The sequence below is a fragment of the Cupriavidus sp. H39 genome, from assembly GCF_050271075.1.
In the GTDB taxonomy this organism is placed as follows: Bacteria; Pseudomonadota; Gammaproteobacteria; order Burkholderiales; family Burkholderiaceae; genus Cupriavidus; species Cupriavidus necator_B.
Genome location: NZ_CP189846.1, coordinates 2,619,074 through 2,638,678, shown reverse-complemented (window position 1 = coordinate 2,638,678; position 19,605 = coordinate 2,619,074). Strand labels below are relative to the sequence as shown.

Here is a 19,605-nt window from a genome sequence, read left to right as displayed (position 1 = left end):
CGCGACGTCTCAAACGGGCCGTAGACGGGCGATCGTGGGTCGCTGGCCGGCAGCGACCACGGATTTCCGCTTCCGACCCGAAGCGGCCCTTCGATCCCGCCCCGCTTAATGGCGGCTTCCAAGGTAAATGAGACATATGTGCTTCGATGCCAGTCGCGGTCCCAGTATGGTAAGGTCCGCGACTGGCCCGTCTTTCAGATAACGCCACAGCGCAATGGCGAGTCGCCGTGCGACGGCAACGATTGCGATGCGCCGGGCCCGCCGGTTTGGCCCGTGCTCTGGGTGCGTGCGTTGAACCAGCGCGTGAGTAGACTATCGGGCTGGTGGCGCAGCCTGCACCATGCCATCTCGACCACTAACGCGCGCACTCGTCGGTTGCCTTGTTTGCTGATGCCCTGGTCGACCTGGCTCTCGCCGCTGTCGTAGGGCTGGGCCACCAGCCCCGTACAGGCACCCACTTGGCGCCGATTGCTGAACTCCCTCCAGAACAATTCGAGCGCGAGGCGCGACGCGCCTACTTCGCCAATCCCCTTCAGGCGCGCTAGGTCATCGCGTCGCTGGCGCGCGGGTGCGGGCAGGCTTGCCTGCCGCGTCTTCTCCAGCGCCGCGAGTTGCTGCTGCGCCAGCGCCAGCCGTTCGCACTCGCGCAGCAGCCGCTCGCGCATTTCGGAGGGCAACGGCGCGCCGTCGTGACACTTCACCTCGTCACGGGCGAGCCGGCCGGCGAAGTGCATGTGATCCACTTCATCCCAGCAACCGAACGTGGCCAGCAGTTTGCGCGTGCGGTCGCGGTGCTGCAGCACTTCCTTCTGCAGTTGCCTGCGATCGCGCATCAGGTGCCGCGACGCTTCGTCCCGCGGCGATGGCATGTGAACTACGTGCATGCGATCGCGCTCACCGCGTAGCCATGCGCGCCGGTTGATCACCAGCTTGATGACATCGAGCCGGCCGGTCTTCGCGCGCCGCTTGTGGCGTTCAACCGGAATGCTGGCCGGATCGATGACGTAGCACTCGATGGCGCCCGCCTGAAGCGCCCGAGAGATCCAAAACCCGTCCTGGCCGGCCTCGTAGCTTACGACGACGCGCACACCTGCTGGCAGCGACCACTTCTCGTTGGGGTGTTCGACCAAGCTCAGAATATGTGCCATATGCGGCATATTCTGCACGTCGTTATGGAAAAGGCTGGTTTGGGCGACCCTAAGCCGCCATCTGCATTTCAGATGGTGGTATCGGGAAACCATGTTTCCGAGTGTACGGACGCATGGCTACGATACTTCTACCAACCCATTCAAACCGAGAGGAAGTACAAATGGACAGTGCCACCCACCCGTACAGCGTTTTCTGGCAACCCGGCTGCTCGAGCTGTGTGCGCGTCAAGGAGTTTTTGACCCGCCACGAAATCCCATTCAAATCGGTCAACGTGCTGTCGGATACCGAGGGTCGAAATGAATTGCGCCGGCTAGGAGCGAGGTCGGTTCCAGTGGTCTCGAAAGGGGACCAATACGTCTACGCGCAGTCTATCGAGGACGTGGCACGCTTCGTTGACCGACTCGATGCTGTCATGGACCGGCTGCCACCCGAAGTCTTGGTAAAAAAGTGGATGAAGGTACTAACCGTGGCGCTCGCCATCACACCGCAGATGCCGGATGAATTGTTTAACAGCCCCGTATTTCCGGGACGACCGCGCACCTATCGCGACCTCAGCTATCACATCTTCCAGGTCGTAGATGCATTTCTCCAAACGGTACTGGAGGGGCTCGAAGACTGGACAATTGTTGCCAACGTTGACGCACCAGACCGCATCAGTAGCATCGACGACATCCTTCGAGAGGGCAATGAACTCAAGGAAAGGGTGGAAGCATGGTGGGCAAAGCTTGACGATAAGTCCTGCACCCAGGTGCTGAAAATGTTCTACGGCGAACATCCACTGCACCAATTCCTGGAACGCTCCACGTGGCACTCGGCCCAGCATACGCGCCAATTGATTGCCTTGCTCAGTGAAAAGGGGATTAAATTGCCAGTGACCCTTTCTGAGGAGGATTACGAAGGCCTGCCAATGCCGCAAGGTCTCTGGGAATAATCCGCTTAACCTCACAAAGCGAATTCCATTAATCCCGGCCGCTTCGAGTAAGAGCGGAACGAATCGTTTGTCATCAGGATTGCAGCATGACCGCTATCAAACATGCCAAGGTCGCCATCGTCGGATCGGGGCCTGCCGGATACACCGCCGCCCTATATGCGGCGCGAGCGAATCTCAAACCGATGCTCATCGCCGGGCGTGAGCCTGGCGGGCAGTTGACCACGACGACGGACGTGGAGAATTGGCCAGGCGATGTAAACGGCGTACAAGGTCCCGAGCTCATGCAGCGGTTGCGCGATCATGCTGCAAGGTTCGAAACGACGATTGTGGAGGATCACGTCCGAGCAGTGTCGCTCGAGGAAAGACCATTCACGCTTCACGGCGAAGGTGGAACCTACACATGTGACACGCTCATCATCGCGACGGGCGCATCTGCTAAGTGGCTCGGGTTGCCATCGGAAAAGGACTTCATGGGGCGCGGCGTTTCCGGATGCGCCACATGTGACGGATTTTTCTACCAAGGAGAGGACGTCTGCGTGATCGGTGGGGGAAACACCGCAGTCGAGGAAGCACTGCTGCTATCGAACATTGCCAGTCGGGTCACTCTCGTCCATCGGAAGGACAAGCTCAGGGCCGAGCCGATTCTAGTTGGTCGCCTGATGGACAAAGTGCGAGAGGGTGTCGTTTCCTTGAAGTTGGGAGCCGTCCTTGATGAAGTACTAGGGAGCGAGCACGGAGTCTCCGCCGTGCGCCTCAGCCAACTTGCCGATGGTAAGACTGAAGAGGTATCCGTTAAGGGCTGTTTCATTGCCATCGGTCATTCCCCGAATACCGGCATCTTCGCTGGCAAGTTGGAGATGGACAATGGCTACATCATCACGAGGTCAGGCCTCAATGGCTACGCGACCATGACCAGCATCCCGGGGGTGTTCGCTGCGGGCGACGTTCAGGATCAGGTGTATCGTCAAGCTATTACTAGCGCCGCGACAGGCTGCATGGCTGCCCTCGATGCTCATCGCTACCTCGAGGAATATGCAAACGGCCCGGCGGCTGGAAAGGCAGACGACGATGGACATGCGACAACTGAAGTACTTTCTGAAAGTTGCTGATTTAGGAAGCATATCCAAGGCTAGCGATCAATTGCACGTTGCCCAATCGGCAATCAGTACCCAAATCGCAGCACTGGAGAGCGAACTCCACAACCAACTGTTCCTGCGTCGCTCCACAGGTGTAACGCTGACGGAGCCCGGGCGCCTTCTGTATCGCCACGCCCGGCTGATTCAACGTCAGGCGGAGATCGCGCAAGAGGACGTGGCCAACGCTAGTGCCGAACCATGCGGCACAGTTTGCCTTGGCTTGCCGTCCGCCATGGCAGAGCTACTTGGCATTGCAATGATCCGTGCATGCCATGAGCACCTTCCGCTGGTGCGGCTGCAGATTGTCGAAGGACTGAGTGTTCTGCTACAAGAGTTCACGTTAAGCGGTCGACTTGATATGTCTATCCTGTTCCTTGATCATGCGCCAAGAGGACTTGAGATTCAGACAGTGCTGGACGAGGAACTCTTCTATGTTTGCCCACCGAATAGTCCTTTTTCGGATAAGGGGCGGACGAGTATCAGCCTGGAAGAGGCGTTGGAGACGAAGCTCGTGATGCCTGCCGTTGGCAACAGCATGCGTTTGGTGGTGGATACCGCCTGTACGATCGCCGGGCTAAGTTTCAAGCCGGTTGCGGAGTTGGATTCGCTCACGCTGTTGAAGGCGTGTGTGGTCCAGAACATCGCATCGACATTCCTTCCATGGGCAGTGGTCGCGAAGGAGGAAGCTGCTGGAGAGGTACAGGTGTTGAAGGTTCGTGCCCAGCAATTCACACGCCCCCTCTCAGTTTGTACCTCCTCTCTCAATGCATCCAGCGCTGCGACTGATGCGGTCTATAAGCTGCTCCGCGACGTCATGACGGATCTGGTAAAGGATCGGATCTGGCAGGGGACCAGTCTCAGAACGTTATCAGGCAGCTAACGCGGTTACTTTCTCAAGTATCCAAGGAGCCTATGACTAGACTCAAATTTTGGTTGGAGACGGGGCAAATGATACAGAACTGATCTCTGTGCGGTGCTACTTCGTCAGCCGAAAGCTCCGCTGTTGAGGACGATAGGCTCGTTTGAGCGCCCTCAGATTAATTTCTGAAATTCCTTAAGCCTTAATTACTTGGCTGGGTCGTTTCACGTTTGCCGGGTTTAGTACACGACAATGCCATCGAGCCGAGAATGCTCGCGGCATCAAGACTTAAACTAAAGGAGACACAAGGTGATAAAGACAATCTTTGCCATCTTTCTGATGGCGTGCGGACTCACTAGCGCGCAGGCACAGGCCAGTTCGCCTTGGCCGACGAAGCCAATCCGAGTCGTTATTCCATGGACGCCCGGCGGTGGCTCGGACATTCTGACTCGCTTGGTGACTACAGAAGTGTCACAGGCGACGAAGTGGAACTTCGTGCCAGAGAACAAGCCTGGGGCTGGGGGGACCGTCGGGATCGCAGACATTGTACGGTCCGCGCCAGGCGGCTATGACCTGGTTATGGGCCAGAAGGACAATTTGTCCGTGGCTCCGTGGATCTACAAGTCCGTAACCTATGTACCAGGCCGCGATCTTGTCGCGGTCAGCCATGTAGCCTATACGCCCATTGTCATGGTTACATCGGTCAATTCCAAGCTCAAGACACTTGGTGACGTCGTGAAAGCTGCACGCGCCGCGCCGGGCTCGCTTAAGTATGGTTCTCCCGGGAGTGGTACAACGGTCCATCTGGCGGCCGAGATTTTCAGCCGTGCAGCGGGTATCAAACTATTGCATGTTCCCTACAAGGGATCGAGTGCTGCGATTCCGGACACCATCGCCGGCAATGTTGACTTGATGGTGGCCTCAGTCCCGTCCGTTCTTGCGCAAATCAAAGCTGGCACGCTGCGACCGATAGCTGTCACCTCTGCGAAGCGAAGTTCCTCTCTCCCAGACGTCCCGACTGTAGCCGAAAGTGGATACAAAGAGGTAGATGTCAGCACGTGGTATGGGCTGTTTGCGCCGGCGAAGACCCCGCCGGAGATCGTGAACCGCATCAACGCCGAGGTCAACAAGGTTCTCTCTTCTCCTTCGGTGATTCGAGCCATCCATGAGCAGGGTGCGGAGCCTAAGCAGATGTCGCCGAAGGAGTTTGCCGATTTCGTGCAGGCAGACTACGTCAAGTGGAAGGATATCGTCGCCCAGTCCGGGGTGAAACTCGACAACTAGTGCGGGAAGACGCAAACAAGTCGTGCACTTCTCTTGGAGTGCGCGACTCACTCCTGCGTCGACATAATCGCCGTGGATCATGCACGGCGGGTCGCAGTCGTCATAGGGCGCCCCAAACGGGCTCGCGGGGCAGCTTCTATTTCGCGCCCGCCAGCCTTGTCCGAGTCGTGCGCTTATGTTGCACTGTCCCTGTTCTGACAAGCAGGTAATGCGCAAGATTCAATGCATATCTCGACCGAAAATCCACCTCCTGCGTCTGCTGCAGTGTCTGCGTCGCATCCCTAACAGCGCACGATGCACCTCGACTCATTTGTGAGGCAAGAGCGGGTCAAGTGCGACATGCTGGCCGGCCTACAGCACACTGCCTGCCATACCCCCACTATGTCAAAATTCCTTTCCAGTCGAGCCGCTCCTTTGCCCGTGTTCGAGAATGGTCTGTCGCCAGAACAACGGCGACCGGGCGCCACGCCCACGGCAAACAGCATGGCAAGTGAGGCAGTGGCGCCGTAGGTCAACCAATACCCTCATCCTTCAGCGCCTGCTGCACCGCGGGGCGCGCGGCAACTCTCGACCGAAACGCTTGCAGCGCAGGCCAGCGTTCAAGCGACAGCTTGAAATGGTCGGGCCATCTCAGGATGGTGAACAGGTAGGCGTCGGCGACGCTGAACTGCCCCATCAGGTAGTCCTTGTCCGTGAGCTGCGGGGCCATCCAGTCGAACCGCTGTGACAGGCGTTCCCACGTCGCGTCTTTCTGTTCCTGCGGCGTGTCGGGTTTCCAGAATGGCCCAAAGCCCTTATGCAGTTCCGACGAAATGAAATTCAGCCATTCCTGCAAGTGATAGCGCTCAAGCGTATTGCACGCCGGAGCCAGTCCTTTTTCCGGGGCCTGGTCGGCGATGTACTGAAGCACCACAGCCGCCTCCGTCAGCAGATCGCCGTTATCGAGCGCCAGCGTTGGCACGTAGTCCTTGGCATTGAGGGTCTTGTAGTCAGCGCCACGCTCGGTTTTGTGCGGCTGGGCGCGCAAGTCGACGCGCTCGGTGGAGAAGGGAAGGCCGGTCTCGATGAGGGCGATATGTGGCGCGAGCGAGCATGCGCCGGGAGCGTAGTACAGCTTCATGATTCGTGTCTCCTTGACAGGGGGGCGCCAGCGTAACAAGCGGGATGGCGCGCCGGCTCGGGACCTCGATCGCGGCACGACGCGGATACTTGCCGCCTGAGCCGCAAGTGGCTGCGCGCAGCGGCCAGCGCGGCGGGCCGGTTGCCACATTAGGTGTGTGGTAGATCGTTCGGGCGCCAGGTGTGATTTAGCAATCGACATGCCCGAGTCATCTGTGTCCGCCGGGTTGCCGGAGCCTGTGGCACGCCATGACGACGACGCGGCCGCGCACGCTGCGGCACCTGCAACCTCGCCAAGGCAGTCTTCGGGCTGCTCTGCAGCAGAAGGCTCGCTGTGTGACGCGCCTTGAAGCCCTGGTGCCTGCGCGCGCCGGAATGGATTGCAAGGCGCGTAGCAGAAATTGCCAGGGCGCGCTTTCGGCCTCCGCTCCCTGCGCCGGCGCCTTGCGGGTAGCCCTCGGGAATGTTCCTTGCAGCATCGGTACTCCCAGTGACTTCGCCGGAGGTGGCTCCGGCTTCATGTGGAGGACACCATGAAAGCGGTTGTATTTCACGGTATCGGCGACATCCGGCTCGATGACGTGCCAGAGCCGGTAATCGAGCAGGATACCGACGCCATCGTGCGCCTCACCGCCAGTGCCATCTGCGGCACCGACCTGCACTTCGTGCGCGGCACCATGGAAGGGTTGGCGCCCGGCACCGTGCTCGGCCACGAGGGCGTGGGCGTGGTCGAGGCGGTGGGCAAAGGCGTGCGCAACCTCAGCGTGGGCGACCGGGTCGTGATCCCGTCCACCATTGCCTGCGGCTATTGCTCGTACTGCCGCGCCGGCTACTACGCGCAGTGCGACAACGCCAACCCGCACGGCAAGCAGGCTGGCACCGCCTTCTATGGCGGGCCCGAGCAGACCGGGCCGTTCCAGGGGCTGCAGGCAGAAAAAGCGCGGGTGCCGTTCGCCCACGTCAACCTGGTCAAGCTGCCGGACAACATTAGCGACGAGCAGGCGATCATGCTTTCCGACATTTTCCCGACAGGCTATTTCGGCGCCGACCTCGCCAATATCCATCCTGGCCATACGGTGGCGGTGTTCGGCTGCGGCCCGGTGGGGCAGTTCGTGATCGCATCGGCGAGGCTGATGGGCGCGGGCCGCATCTTTGCCGTGGATGCGGTGCCGGACCGGCTCGACATGGCGCGCGCGCAGGGCGCGGAGGTAGTGAACTTCGATACCGAAGATCCGGTGGAGGCCATCGTGCAGCTGACCGGCGGCATTGGCGTGGACCGGGCTATCGATGCCGTGGGCGTCGATGCCATGCACGCGCACCATGGTCCGGCGGCGCAAGATCCGTCCATCCCGGACAGTGAACAGGAGGCCGCGCGCCTGGCGCCGCATGCCCACCCGTCGGCGCAGGGCAACTGGGTTCCCGGGGACGCGCCGGCGCAGGCACTGGACTGGGCCATCCGCGCGCTGGCCAAGGCCGGCACGCTGTCGATCATCGGCGTGTATCCGCCCACCGACCGCAGTTTCCCGATCGGCGCGGCGATGAACAAGAACCTGACCGTGCGCATGGGCAACTGCAACCACCGCGCCTATATCCCGCGGCTGGTCGAACTGGTGCGCACCGGTGCGGTCGACCCGGCCGCCATCCTGACGCGGCGCGAGCCGATGACCTCGGCGATCGAGGCCTACCAGGCCTTTGATTTGCGCCAGCCCGGCTGGATCAAGGTCGAACTGCAGCCGGGGTCGGTCCACTAGCCACGGCGCCTTGGGGTTCTCCGCCGCGCGAGCGGAGAACCTGTCTTGCCCTCCAGGGACGACAGCTATCCTCAAGCATTGAACGCATCGCTTGCGGTCGCTGCGCATGCCGCGCTGGGCAATCTATACGACCACGGTCGGTCGTCGCCCATCCATCAGTAATCCCATTGCACCGGCACGAAGCGAAAGACTTTGCCGTTCTTTGCAATGTGGCCGATGGACGGGAATGCGACATGCGCAGCGGCAAGCAGGGCACCGGTTTCCGCGGCTTCGTTGAGCAGCGCGATACGGACGTCCACAGCCGCTTCGGGATCGTGCTCGAAGCCATTTTGCCATTCGGGTTGGTCGAAGCCGACTTCGAAAATCGCGTCGCCCACGAACGTCAGTTTCTCGCCGTTCGATGCGACGTCCACGACGCAGTGCCCCGGCGTGTGCCCGCCGGTTACGCGCGCCGACACGCCCGCGGCGACTTCCACTGCCTGGTCGAACGGCACGATGTTTTCGCTGTAGAGCTCAGCGAATTTTGCGGCAGCCTTGCGCAACGCGGGAGGGACTGCCTCCGGCATTACCGTCCTGCTGAAGTCCGGATTCTTCCAGAACGCCACTTCCGCCGCCGCTACGTGGATCCGCACGTCCGGGCGCAGTTTGGCCTTGACGCCATCCACATTCAGTCCGCCGACGTGATCCATGTGCATATGGGTGATCACGATATCGGTGATCGCAGCCAGGTCGATACCCGACGATTCCAGGCGCATCACCGACCGACCGGCGCGCGTGAAATACTCAAAACCGTCGCCCACGCCCGAGTCGATCAGGATCAGGCGTTCACCGCTGCGCACCAGCGCGATATTCAGCGCCCAGTCGAACACGTCACGTTGCAGGAAACGGCCATCGAACCATTCGTTGCGGTCCGCCTGGCTCACGTTGGTGGACATGGTAGAGGTCGGCAGCGGCAGAATGCCATCGCTGATCAGCACGACGTCGACGTCGCCCACGCGCACGGCGTAGCGGGAAGGCACAAGTTCGCCAGAACCTTCTTTGCCAAGCCTGGCGGTAACCGGCTGCACATTGCGGGTGGTTTCGCTCATCTTCAGTAGTCCTGTCAATCGGGTGGGTAAACCGCATCAGGCGGCAGGGGCGTTCCGCTTCGTTGCGCGGACATGCTTCTCGACGTCGCACGTCTTGTGCGACCATCGTTGCAACCGATTGTAGGCAGGGGGAGCGAACGCCAGTAGCCTCGCGAAGGCCTTCAGTATGTTGACCGAACGGAAACAATCGACGACGGACAGGCAATGCGAGGCAACGCGAGCGTTCGAGGCAGACGGCGTTCGCGTTGGCGCAAGCGAGATGGGCGATGACGAATGAGGAAGCGGGCAGCAGCAGGAGCGGCCGCCGTCGACAGAGCGCTGTTTGATCCGCTGTAGCAGTGGCCGCAGGAAACCGGATCTCGATTTCCGCTGGCCTGGCTCTGTCAGCTATTCCCTTGCGGGAACGCCTGCCAGCCGTCAGGGCAGATGTCTTCCCGGCAGCAATCCAGCCGATGCCCGCGCGTCCCCCCGTCGTGGCTGCTGGCTGGCGGCGGCGCGGGTTCGTTCCTGGCCTGCCTTGGCGGCACGGCTGTCGGCAGCAAAGCCACGGTTGCGGCTGGCCTGGCCCGGCTCGGAGAAAGCGCCGATCCTGACTGCTTCGCCCATCCCACCGACGATATGCTGCGCATGGGCGGTGCCTGCGGTTGCCAGCACGGCCACGACCGTCACGAAAAGCGAGCAGATTCTCGTCATAAGTTCTCCGGCCTCGGGCCTGGTGGGTCAGTGGCCAGCGCTGGCCGCGTCATGTTGGCTGCGGAGAATAGCGCAAACCGATCGCCCTGTTTGTAATGGATTGTTAGCGGCAAAACCCTGGGCCAGAGCGATTGCGAGAGGCCAGTCCGCTTGCCTTGTCGTCCCTGTCGTTCATGCACTAGGTACAGCCAAAGGCGAGGGAGGGCGTGCGCAGATCGGTCATGGCGCGGCGCCATTCGATAGCGCCGCATCACCAGGGGCGCTCTGCGCCAACTCTGTCCAGTCGCCAACAGCTAGAACCGATGCCGCATGCCGGCGCCTATCGTCTCGGCATGCGGCTGCCCCGTCAAGCGGTCGTAGAAATACGCGGCATACAGGTCGGTCCGCTTCGACAAGTTGTAGTCATAGGCAACGGCGGCCGAATGCCGGCCCATCCCGGCCACGTCGTTGCGTGTGTTGCCATAGGCGTACGAGGTCAACACATTGCCCGCCCCGACAGGAATCGACACGCCGACCTGCCCGTTGGCGTGCCGGATATCGCCCTGCGCGCCATTGACCGCGGTACGGATGTACTGTGCCTGCCCGAACAGCTTGGCGACACCGAAGTCATAGCTGACGCCAAGCTGCGCCGCGGTCTGCTTGTCGAAGCCGGTGAGCGCCGCGGGGGCCGTGACGTCGCCGGGCACGGTGTTGAACCGGACTTGCTGGAACGCGGCTGTGGCGGCGAAGGCGCCGGCAAAGTAAGTGAGATTGCCGCCCCATTTGTTCTGGCCCGTGCTGCCCGGCTGCTCGCCGAACGCATAGATCAGGTTCACGGTCAGGCCGCCGGCCGTTGGCGACGAATACACGACCGAGTTCGACCACCCCGAATCGCCGATGATGCCGGGGTCGAACACGCGTCCGTCGGAGGCCGTCTTGTAGGTGTGAAAGATCGATGGGCCGAAATGGTAGGAATCGACCAGCGGATTGAACAGGATCGTCGACAGGAAGTATGGCGTGGTGTTGCGGCCGAGCCGCACTGTGCCGTACTTCGACGATTGCAGGCCGGCATAGGCGCTGCGCGTCAGGAAGCCGTCGGTGTCGGAGCGACCGGAGCGCCCCGTGTCGACCCGGTAGAAGCCATTCAGGTCGAAGATGGCCTTGAGCCCGTCGCCCAGCTCTTCGGTGCCGCGCATGCCCCAGTACGAGGTCTGCATGCCGCCCGCGCCGAGGATCGCGGTACGCTCGCCGCCCGCGGCGCGGGTGCTGCCGACGAAGGCGTCGACCTGGCCGTAAAGGCTGACGCCCGCTTGGGCCGGTGCAGGCTGCGCAAGGCTTGCGGCCATGGCGGCTGTCGCCAGGGCCCGGTGTTTCAGATGCATGGTCTCCTCCGATTGTTTTCAGTTGGTGGGGTGTGGGAAGGCTTGCCGCCGACGTGCCGCGAGTTGCGAGCGATAGGCCGCCATGTCCGCGATCGGCCGGCGCGCGACGCCGGCGTCGATGGCCGCCTGGGCGACCGCGGGCGCCAGGCGGGTGATCAGGCGCGGATCGAACGGCTTCGGGATCAGGTAGTCGGGACCAAACGCGAAGGACTCGCCGGGGTAGGCAGCGGCGACTTCATGCCCGGGGGCCTCTTCGGCCAACGCGGCCAGCGCGTGGACGCACGCCAGCTTCATCGATTCGGTGATCGTGGTCGCGCCGCGGTGATAGGCGAGGGCGCTTTGTCTGAAGGCGTCGTCCATGGCGGGGATTCAGGAAAATCGGGAAAAAAGGGGCCGCCGCCCGTGCATGACGGGCGAAAGGCTGGCAAACGGTTTGTGGTTGAGATCTAGGCGGCGATGCCGCCGTGCTGGCCGGACCAGCGTGGCGGGTCTGCCAGGAAGGCTTGCAGCTCGGCCAGGTGTGCTGCTGCGACTTCGCGGGCATCGCGCGCCGCGTCGAGGATGTCGCGCCACGTAGCCAGGGCATGGACGTCCGGCCGCCAGCGGGACAGGGCCGCCTGTGTCGGGAACGTGCCGTAGTCGAACAGGACCAGGATGTCCTGCACGACCGCGCCGGCGTCGGACAGTGCCGCGCAGAAATTCGCCTTGGACCGGCCCGCAGCCATCATGTCGTCGACCAGCAGCACGCGGTCGCCGGCGCGGAGGTCGCCGACGACTTGCGCGGCGGGGCCGAGGCCGCGGGCTTCCTTGCGCACGTAGACCAGCGGCAGGTCAAGCGCTTCGGCGACCCACGCGGCGAACGCGATACCACTCGATTCCGCGCCGGCGACCACGTCGATGCGTTGCAGACGGCCGCGCTCGCGCAACAGTTGCAGGCCGCGCTGCAACAGCGCGCGACGCAAGGCCGGGTAGGAAATCAGCCGGCGGCAATCGATGTAGACCGGGCTGGCCCAACCCGAGGGCAGGCGGAATGGCTCGTCGCCGCGGAAGCGAACGCAGCCGGCCTCGAGCAGCGCTCGTCCGACCGATTTCTGGAGCGTGAGCGCATTGCGATGGCGGTGCATGAAGACGCCCTCGTTCATGGCTTGCCCTCCAGCTTGTCGGGACGCGGCCGGATCAGCGTTTCGGGGCGCAAGGCTTCGTCGAGTGCCTCGGCGGTCATCAGGCCCCGTGCCAGCACCACTTCGCGTATGGTGGTGCCCCTGGCATGGGCCTCGGCGGCGACCGAGGTCGCGTTCTTGTACCCGATCACGGGATTGAGCGCCGTAACCAGTGCGATCGAACGCTCGATGGTCTCGCGCAGGCGTTCAGGGTTCGCGGTAATGCCGTCGACGCATTTTTGTGCCAGCGTCACGCAGCCATTGGTCAAATGCCGGAAGCTGCGCAGCAGGCTCGCGGCGATGACCGGCTCGAAGGCATTGAGCTGCAACTGGCCGGCCTCGGCGGCAAAGGTGATGGTGATGTCGTTGCCGAAGACTTCGAAGGCGATCTGGTTCACGACTTCCGGGATAACCGGGTTGACCTTGCCCGGCATGATCGACGATCCCGCCTGCATCGGCGGCAGGTTGATCTCGCCGAAGCCGGCGCGCGGACCGCTCGACAACAGCCGCAAGTCATTGCACGTCTTGGACAGCTTGACGGCGATGCGCTTGAGCACGCCCGAGATCTGCACGAAGGCGCCGCAATCCTGCGTGGCTTCCACCAGGTTGGGGGCCAGGCACAGGTCGATGCCGGTGATCCGCCGCAATGCGGACAAGGCCTTGGGCGCGTAGTCGGGATGCGCGGTAATGCCGGTGCCGATCGCGGTTGCGCCGAGGTTGATCTCGCGGATCAGCAGGGCGGTTTCGCGCAGGCGCGCCATGTCTTCCTCGAGCATGACCGCATACGTGGAGAACTCCTGGCCGAGCGTCATCGGCACCGCATCCTGCAACTGGGTGCGGCCGAGCTTGAGCAGGCCGGAGAATTCATTCGACTTGCGGTCAAAGGCAGCGCGCAGGGTTTCCATCGCTTCAAGCAGGTGCCCGATGGCAAAGTAGGTGGCAATGCGCAGCGCCGTGGGATAGACGTCGTTGGTGCTCTGCGCCATGTTCACGTGCTCGTTCGGGTGCAGGAACTGGTATTCGCCCTTGCGGTGCCCCATGTGTTCCAGCGCGCGGTTGCAGATGACCTCGTTGGCATTCATGTTCGTCGAGGTGCCGGCGCCGCCCTGGATCGTGTCGACAATGAACTGGTCGTGCAGCATGCCTTCGCGCACGTCATGGCAGGCAGCCAGGATGGCGTCGCGCAGGTCGGCCGGCAACAGGCCGAGTTCGGCATTGGCCTCGGCGGCGGCCTGCTTGACCGAGGCCAGCGCAATGATCAGTTCCGGCCATGAGGAGATGGGGGTGCCGCTGATCTGAAAGTTCTCCGCGGCGCGCAGGGTGTGGACGCCGTAGTAGGCGTCGGCCGGCACCTGGCGTTCGCCAAGCAGGTCGGCTTCGGTGCGATAGGTATGGGTCATGATGCGATCCGATCAAGGTCATCGTCCGGCCAGGCGAGCGTCCATGGCAGCGTCTCGCCGAAAAGGAACGGGCGGATGCGCCGGCCGTCCGGCAAATCGATCTGCCCGGACACGTGCGTGGGGCTGCGGTGCAAGGTGATGGTCTGCTGGTTCGGCGGCATGCCGTAGAAGCGCGCGCCGTTGTCGCTGGCGAAGGCTTCGAAGCGATCCAGTGCCTGTTCCTCGTCGAACACGGTCACGTAGGCTTGCAGCGCGACCGGCGCACTGAAGATGCCGGCGCAACCGCAGGCGGACTCCTTGGCGCCGGTGTCATGCGGCGCCGAATCGGTGCCGAGGAAAAATGCCGGCGAGCCCGAGGTGGCGGCGTGCCGCAGCGCCAGCCGGTGCCGCTCGCGCTTCAGTACCGGCAGGCAGTAGTGGTGCGGCCGGATGCCGCCCGCAAACATGGCATTGCGGTTGAACATCAGGTGCTGCGGCGTGATGGTGGCTGCCAGCCTGCCGCTGGGGTCGCGCATGACGAAGTCGGCGGCCTCGGCGGTGGTGATGTGTTCCAGCACCACTTTCAAACGTGGGTAGCGCGCCAGCAATGGCCGCAGCGTGGCGTGCAGGAAGACGGCTTCGCGGTCAAAGACATCGACCGCCGGATCGGTGCTTTCGCCATGGATCAGCAGCGGCATGCCGATGTCCTGCATGACAGCCAGCACGCCGGCGATGCGGTCGATCGACGTCACGCCGTATTCGGAGTGGGTGGTGGCGCCGGCGGGATACAGCTTTGCGGCGACAAAGGCACCGGCGTCAAAGCCGGCGCGGATGTCCGCCGGATCGGTGGTGTCGCACAGGTAGCAGGTCATCAGCGGCGTGAACTCGGACCCCGGCGGCAATACGCCAAGGATACATTCACGATAGGCCATGGCGGCTTCCGCGGTGGTCACCGGCGGCTTCAGGTTGGGCATCACGATGGCACGGCCGAACTGGCGGGCCGACGCCGGGAGCACCGCGCGCAGCAGGTCGGCGTCGCGCAGGTGCAGGTGCCAGTCGTCCGGGCGGCGGATGGGCAGGGTCTGCACGGTCATGCCTGTCTCCCGGATGGAATGCCTTCAAGTGCCCGATACATGACTTGCGTGCCGAGCATGAAATCATCCAGGTCCATCGCCTCGTCCGGATTGTGCGAACCGTGCTCGTTGCGTACGAAGAGCATGGCGGTGGGAATGCCGGCATTGGCGAACAGCGAGGCATCGTGCCCGGCGCCGCTCGGCACCATCTCGACCGGCACGCCGGCGCCGGCACACGCGTCGCGCAACAGGCCCGACAGCGCCGGGTCCATCGTCGCGGGCGCCGATTCGATGCGGCGGTCGAACTCGAAATGCACGCCACGGTCGCGGCCGATGGCCTTGCATTCCGTGCGCAGCAACTGGTAGAAACCTTCCAGCGTGTCCACGCTCTTGCTGCGCGCCTCGAAGCTGAAACTGACCTTCCCCGGAATCCGGGAAATCGAATGCTCGGCGGGATCGGTGGACACGATTCCTGTGGTCACCACCAGGTCGATGCCGCGTTCCAGCAGCACCTTCCAGTGTTCGTCGAGCCGCGTGATCAGTTCGGCCACGGCAAACATCGCATCCTTGCGCAGCCAGCGGGGCACGGCGCCGGAATGGCCGGCTTCGCCGAGGCAGGTGATCAGGTTGTGCCGCACGTTGCCGCGAATGCCGGGCACCACCGCCACCGGCAGCTTGCGTGCCACCATCACCGGACCTTGTTCGATATGCAGTTCAAGATATGCCGCCGCCGCGGCGCGGTCGAACAAGGGTTGCTGTGCGGCAATGGCTTCGATGTCCGCGCCCGCGGCCGCCATGCAATCCGCGAGCGCCTTGCCGGAACTGCGGTGCTTCAGCGCCAGGTCGTCGGTGGTCAGCTTGCCCAGCGCGGCGCCCGATCCCATGTAGGCTTTGCCAAACCAGGCGCTTTCCTCGCCACGAAAGGCGATGACGCGCAGCGGCGCGGCAGCGGAGATGCCTTGCGCCTTTCGCGCGAGCAGGCACAGCAGGCCGGCGACAATCCCCGCCAGGCCGTCGAAGTTGCCGCCCTGGGGAACGGAATCGATATGCGAGCCGACCCATGCGGCAGGCGCGCCGGCGTCCTCGTCGGGCAGGGCGAAGACAAGGTTCGCGGCCCGGTCGCTCTGCACTTGCAGCCGGTGCTCCCCGGCAAAGCGCCGCAGGTAGTCGACCGCTGCCGATTCGCCGGCACCATAGCTGTCGCGGGTAATGCCGACGCCGTCGAACGACAGCGCGCCGATGTCTGCGAACAACTGCTCGGCCAGCGGCTTGAGTTCCAGGATGTCCATGGCTAGGCCCCGTTGCTCAACCCGACTGCTGGGCAAAGCGCAGCCAGCGGTCGCTGAGCTGGCGGTCGAGGATCACCTGCCCGGTCAGGTCGCGGATCGCGGCGACGCCGGCCTGGTCGCAATACGCCCCGAGCCCGTCGATGATCTTTTGCATGACCGCAGGGTCCCGGAACGAGGCGGTGCCGACCTGGATGGCGGACGCGCCTGCCAGCATGAATTCGACCGCGTCATCGGCGCTCTGGATGCCGCCGCAGCCAATGATGGGAATGCGCACGGCGCGATAGCACTGGTGCACCAGGCGCAGCGCAATCGGCTTGATCGCGGGCCCCGACAGGCCGCCCATCGCATTGCCCAGCTTGGGCTTGCGTGTGCGGATATCAATCGCCATGCCCAGCACGGTGTTGCCCATCACGATCGCATCGGCGCCGGCTTCCTCGGCCGCGCGGGCCACCGCGGCGATATTGCCGGCGTTGGGCGTCAGCTTGACCCAGAACGGGTGCCGGGTGCGGCGACGGATGGCGGAAACTGCCTTGTAGGTGGTCTCGGGAAGCATGGCGAAGGCCATGCCGTCCGCTTCCAGGTTGGGGCACGAGATGTTGGCTTCGATCACGTCGACTTCCGGCAACGACATCTCTTCGCAAGCGGCGGCAAACTCCTCGGCGGTATCGGCGGAAATCGATACCACCACCGGGGTGTCGTACGCCGTATAGGCGGGCAGGACTTCCTTGCGGTAGTAATCGAGTCCCTTGCTCGGGATGCCGATCGAATTCAGCATGCCGCTGAAGGTCTCAGCCACGCGCGGCGTGGGGTTGCCCGCGCGCGACTTCGGCGAGACGCTCTTGATGACCAGCGCGCCAAGCTGGTTGAGATCCATCGCCTCGCGGTATTCGATGGCGAAGCAGCCGGATGCGGGCATCACGGGGTTGCGCAACGTCAGGTCGCCAACCCGGACAGTCAGATTAGCCAAATTCCACCTCCCCAACCACTTCACGAATCTTGAAAACGGGACCCTCGCGGCAGACGCGCAGGAACTGCTTGTCGCCGTCGCAATCGAACAGCCGCACGCACGACAGGCACACGCCCATGCCGCACGCCATGCGCTGCTCCATGGCAACTTCGCCCTGGATGCCGGGATGGTCCTGCAGCACGCGCTGCAGCAGCATCAGCAGGCGATGCGAGCCGCAGGTGTAGACGGCATCGGGGCGTTGCGTGTCGATCAGCCGGCGGGCCAGGGCCTCGACCGCCTCGACCGAAGAGGTGCCGTCGGCATCGAGCACGGCGTGCACCTCCGCGCTGGCGCCGCGCAGGAATTCCTTCTCCATCAGGTCACCCGCGCTACGCGCCGACATGATCGCGGTAATGGCGGTGCCGGCCTCGGCGGCCTGGCGGATCAACGGCGCCATCGTTGCCAGTCCGACGCCGCGCGCGACCACGAGGATGCGCCGGAACGACGGCTTGAACGAGAAGGTATTGCCGAGCGGGCCGACGATATCCAGATGGCCGTCAACCGGCAGGGTCGCCATTGCCCGCGTGCCGACGCCGGTGACGTTGTAGAGGAATTCGATGCGCCCGCTTTCCGGGCCAGCGCCATAGACGCTCATCGGCCGCAGCAGGAACGGCTGCGCGTCGGCAGTGGCGGGGCAGCCGAGCTGGTAGAACTGCCCGGGCCGGGTCAGCGGCGCGATCGGGGCATCCGCTTGCAGCCGGAGGTACTTGTAGCGCTGATTGACCCAGTAATGTTCAACGATCCGACAGCGATAGGAGGCTACGGTAGCCGCGGAATCCGCGCTACACACAGTGGCACACATGTTGGTGACTCCTGAGGATGGGGCTGCGCCGGACGGCGCAGCGAAGGAATGCCTGGAGGGCGCCGGAGTTATTCCAGTTCCACGCCCTTCAGTTCGGGGATCAGGAAGATGGTGGCGATCATGTCGACCACATAGATGCTCGCGAGCAGCGCGATCGCAAGCTGGAACGAATACGCGGCCGCGATGGCGCCGACCACGATCGGCCCAAGCCCGCCCACCGCCCGGCCAATGTTGAACAGCACGTTCTGCGCCGTGGCGCGTGCCGCGGTGGGGTAGGCCTCGGAAATCAGTGCGCCGTAGCCGCCGATCATGCCGTTGACGAACATGCCCATGACCGCACCGGCCCACAGCATGGTCATGGGGTCGTCCAACCTGGCGTAGGCCAGTACCATCGCCACCGCGCCTGCCTGGAAGATCAGGAAGGTCGGCTTGCGCCCGATACGGTCAGCCAGGTGGCCAAAGACATAGACGCCGATCATCATGCCGACGATAGTGACCGAGGTCCACAACGCCGATTTGGTCAGCGAAAATCCCAGCGCCCTGGACAGGTAGGTCGGCAGCCAGATCATGATGCCGTAGTAACCGAAGTTCTGGACCGAACACAGGACCACGATGCCCAGGCTCGTGCGCGTGGTCTTGCCGTCGGCGACGAGCAGCTTGAATGCATTGGGCTTCTTTTCCGTGCGCGCGCTGCGCACGAAGACTTCGGGCTCGTGCAGGCGGTTGCGGATAAACCATGCCACCAGCGCCGGCAGCACCCCGACCACGAACATCCCGCGCCAACCCACCACAGGCAACAGCAAGGGCGTCAGCAGCGCGGCCATCAGCACGCCCGATTGCCATCCCAGCGCGACATAGGACGACACGCGCGCACGCTTGCTGGCCGGCCACGCCTCGGCGGCCAGCGCCATGCCAATGCCAAACTCGCCGCCCAGGCCGATGCCGGCAATGGTGCGGTAGACCAGCAGGTCCCAGAAGCCCTGCGCCACGGCGCACATGCCGGTGAACACCGCGAACAGCACGATGGTCCACGTGAGCACCCGGACGCGACCATAGCGGTCGCTCAGCGCGCCGAAGATGATGCCGCCGGCCACGGCGCCGACCAGCGTCCATGTCACCAGCGCGCCGGACTGGCCGGTCGTCAGGGCAAGCGCGGCGCTGATCGCCGGCAGCATGAAGCCCAGGATCAGCAGGTCGAACCCGTCCATGGCGTAGCCGATGGCGGATCCCGCCAGGGCTTTCCACGCGTAGGGAGAAGTTGGCGCCTCCGTCGCAGCTACGGGTTGGGTCAGGGGCTGGCTTGTCATGCTGTCTCCATTTTTAGACTGAAAGGCTATCAAAAAGCACTGCGTCGCTCCCATTGCCTCGGGTGGCAGGCCAGGCTGGCGCAGTCGCAGTGAAAATCTTTTTTTTTAGACTATGCGGCGCATGAAGGGATGGCAAGCGTTTTTGCGGCCCTTCCGGGTTTTTCCCTAGCCTCACCGCACGGGCGATGCGCAGGGCAGCCGGCCCATGCTATAGTGGC

The 19,605-nt window shown here is 63.4% G+C and carries 16 protein-coding genes and 2 pseudogenes; 5 read left to right on the top strand and 13 right to left on the bottom strand.

Annotation, left to right across the window (positions count from 1 at the left end):
- Nucleotides 1-105: 105 nt before the first annotated feature.
- Nucleotides 106-1,115: pseudogene (locus ACOCMH_RS12360) on the bottom strand (IS110 family transposase); the annotation flags it as partial.
- 194 nt (nt 1,116-1,309) lie between these two features.
- Here ACOCMH_RS12360 and ACOCMH_RS12355 point away from each other — a divergent pair.
- The 4 genes from ACOCMH_RS12355 to ACOCMH_RS12340 all read left to right on the top strand — a co-directional run bounded on the left by ACOCMH_RS12355 (nt 1,310) and on the right by ACOCMH_RS12340 (nt 5,359).
- A complete protein-coding gene (locus ACOCMH_RS12355) occupies nt 1,310-2,080 on the top strand; it encodes a glutaredoxin domain-containing protein (protein WP_427307243.1) in 771 nt (256 codons plus the stop codon).
- Nucleotides 2,081-2,166: 86 nt separating this feature from the next.
- Nucleotides 2,167-3,189, top strand: a complete 1,023-nt coding sequence (gene trxB, locus ACOCMH_RS12350; RefSeq protein ID WP_427307242.1) for a thioredoxin-disulfide reductase — start codon at nt 2,167-2,169, stop codon at nt 3,187-3,189.
- Nucleotides 3,155-4,096: a LysR substrate-binding domain-containing protein gene (locus ACOCMH_RS12345; RefSeq protein WP_427307241.1), complete on the top strand. Its 942-nt coding sequence runs from the start codon at nt 3,155-3,157 to the stop codon at nt 4,094-4,096. The genes trxB and ACOCMH_RS12345 overlap by 35 nt, the downstream gene beginning before the upstream one ends.
- Before the next feature lie 288 nt (nt 4,097-4,384).
- Nucleotides 4,385-5,359: a Bug family tripartite tricarboxylate transporter substrate binding protein gene (locus ACOCMH_RS12340; RefSeq protein ID WP_427307240.1), complete on the top strand. Its 975-nt coding sequence runs from the start codon at nt 4,385-4,387 to the stop codon at nt 5,357-5,359.
- 511 nt (nt 5,360-5,870) lie between these two features.
- On the opposite strand, the gene gstA is transcribed toward ACOCMH_RS12340, so the two are convergent.
- Nucleotides 5,871-6,479, bottom strand: coding sequence for a glutathione transferase GstA (gene gstA / locus ACOCMH_RS12335; RefSeq protein WP_427307239.1), 609 nt, complete (start codon nt 6,477-6,479; stop codon nt 5,871-5,873).
- Nucleotides 6,480-7,011: 532 nt separating this feature from the next.
- Between gstA and ACOCMH_RS12330 the strand changes: the two genes are divergently transcribed.
- Nucleotides 7,012-8,229 carry a zinc-dependent alcohol dehydrogenase gene (locus ACOCMH_RS12330; RefSeq protein WP_427307238.1) on the top strand — a complete coding sequence of 406 codons (1,218 nt, stop codon included), beginning with the start codon at nt 7,012-7,014 and terminating at the stop codon, nt 8,227-8,229.
- Nucleotides 8,230-8,384: 155 nt separating this feature from the next.
- Here ACOCMH_RS12330 and ACOCMH_RS12325 read toward each other — a convergent pair whose 3' ends face one another.
- The 11 genes and pseudogenes from ACOCMH_RS12325 to ACOCMH_RS12275 all read right to left on the bottom strand — a co-directional run bounded on the left by ACOCMH_RS12325 (nt 8,385) and on the right by ACOCMH_RS12275 (nt 19,387).
- On the bottom strand, nt 8,385-9,317 hold the full coding sequence (locus tag ACOCMH_RS12325) for an MBL fold metallo-hydrolase (RefSeq protein WP_427307237.1): 933 nt from the start codon (nt 9,315-9,317) through the stop codon (nt 8,385-8,387).
- Nucleotides 9,318-9,734: 417 nt separating this feature from the next.
- Entirely contained in the window at nt 9,735-10,010 is a 276-nt protein-coding gene (locus tag ACOCMH_RS12320; RefSeq protein WP_427307236.1) for a hypothetical protein, read from the bottom strand.
- A gap of 293 nt (nt 10,011-10,303) precedes the next feature.
- A complete protein-coding gene (locus tag ACOCMH_RS12315) occupies nt 10,304-11,371 on the bottom strand; it encodes a porin (RefSeq protein WP_427307235.1) in 1,068 nt (355 codons plus the stop codon).
- Between the two features lie 60 nt (nt 11,372-11,431).
- Nucleotides 11,432-11,689, bottom strand: a pseudogene (locus tag ACOCMH_RS12310) (NADP-dependent malic enzyme); the annotation flags it as partial.
- Nucleotides 11,690-11,817: 128 nt separating this feature from the next.
- Nucleotides 11,818-12,513, bottom strand: a complete 696-nt coding sequence (locus tag ACOCMH_RS12305) for an orotate phosphoribosyltransferase (RefSeq protein ID WP_427307234.1) — start codon at nt 12,511-12,513, stop codon at nt 11,818-11,820.
- Nucleotides 12,510-13,931 (bottom strand): aspartate ammonia-lyase, encoded by a 1,422-nt coding sequence (gene aspA / locus ACOCMH_RS12300; protein ID WP_427307233.1) that lies wholly within the window; start codon nt 13,929-13,931, stop codon nt 12,510-12,512. Before aspA ends, ACOCMH_RS12305 begins: the two co-directional genes overlap by 4 nt.
- Entirely contained in the window at nt 13,928-15,004 is a 1,077-nt protein-coding gene (gene pyrC, locus ACOCMH_RS12295) for a dihydroorotase (RefSeq protein ID WP_427307232.1), read from the bottom strand. Before pyrC ends, aspA begins: the two co-directional genes overlap by 4 nt.
- Complete coding sequence (locus tag ACOCMH_RS12290) at nt 15,001-16,272, bottom strand: Zn-dependent hydrolase (RefSeq protein WP_427307231.1); 1,272 nt, start codon at nt 16,270-16,272, stop codon at nt 15,001-15,003. Before ACOCMH_RS12290 ends, pyrC begins: the two co-directional genes overlap by 4 nt.
- Nucleotides 16,273-16,288: 16 nt before the next feature.
- Nucleotides 16,289-17,239: a dihydroorotate dehydrogenase gene (locus ACOCMH_RS12285; RefSeq protein ID WP_427307230.1), complete on the bottom strand. Its 951-nt coding sequence runs from the start codon at nt 17,237-17,239 to the stop codon at nt 16,289-16,291.
- Nucleotides 17,232-18,080: a dihydroorotate dehydrogenase electron transfer subunit gene (locus tag ACOCMH_RS12280; protein WP_427307229.1), complete on the bottom strand. Its 849-nt coding sequence runs from the start codon at nt 18,078-18,080 to the stop codon at nt 17,232-17,234. Before ACOCMH_RS12280 ends, ACOCMH_RS12285 begins: the two co-directional genes overlap by 8 nt.
- A 68-nt stretch (nt 18,081-18,148) precedes the next feature.
- Nucleotides 18,149-19,387, bottom strand: a complete 1,239-nt coding sequence (locus tag ACOCMH_RS12275) for an MFS transporter (protein ID WP_427307228.1) — start codon at nt 19,385-19,387, stop codon at nt 18,149-18,151.
- Nucleotides 19,388-19,605 lie beyond the last annotated feature (218 nt).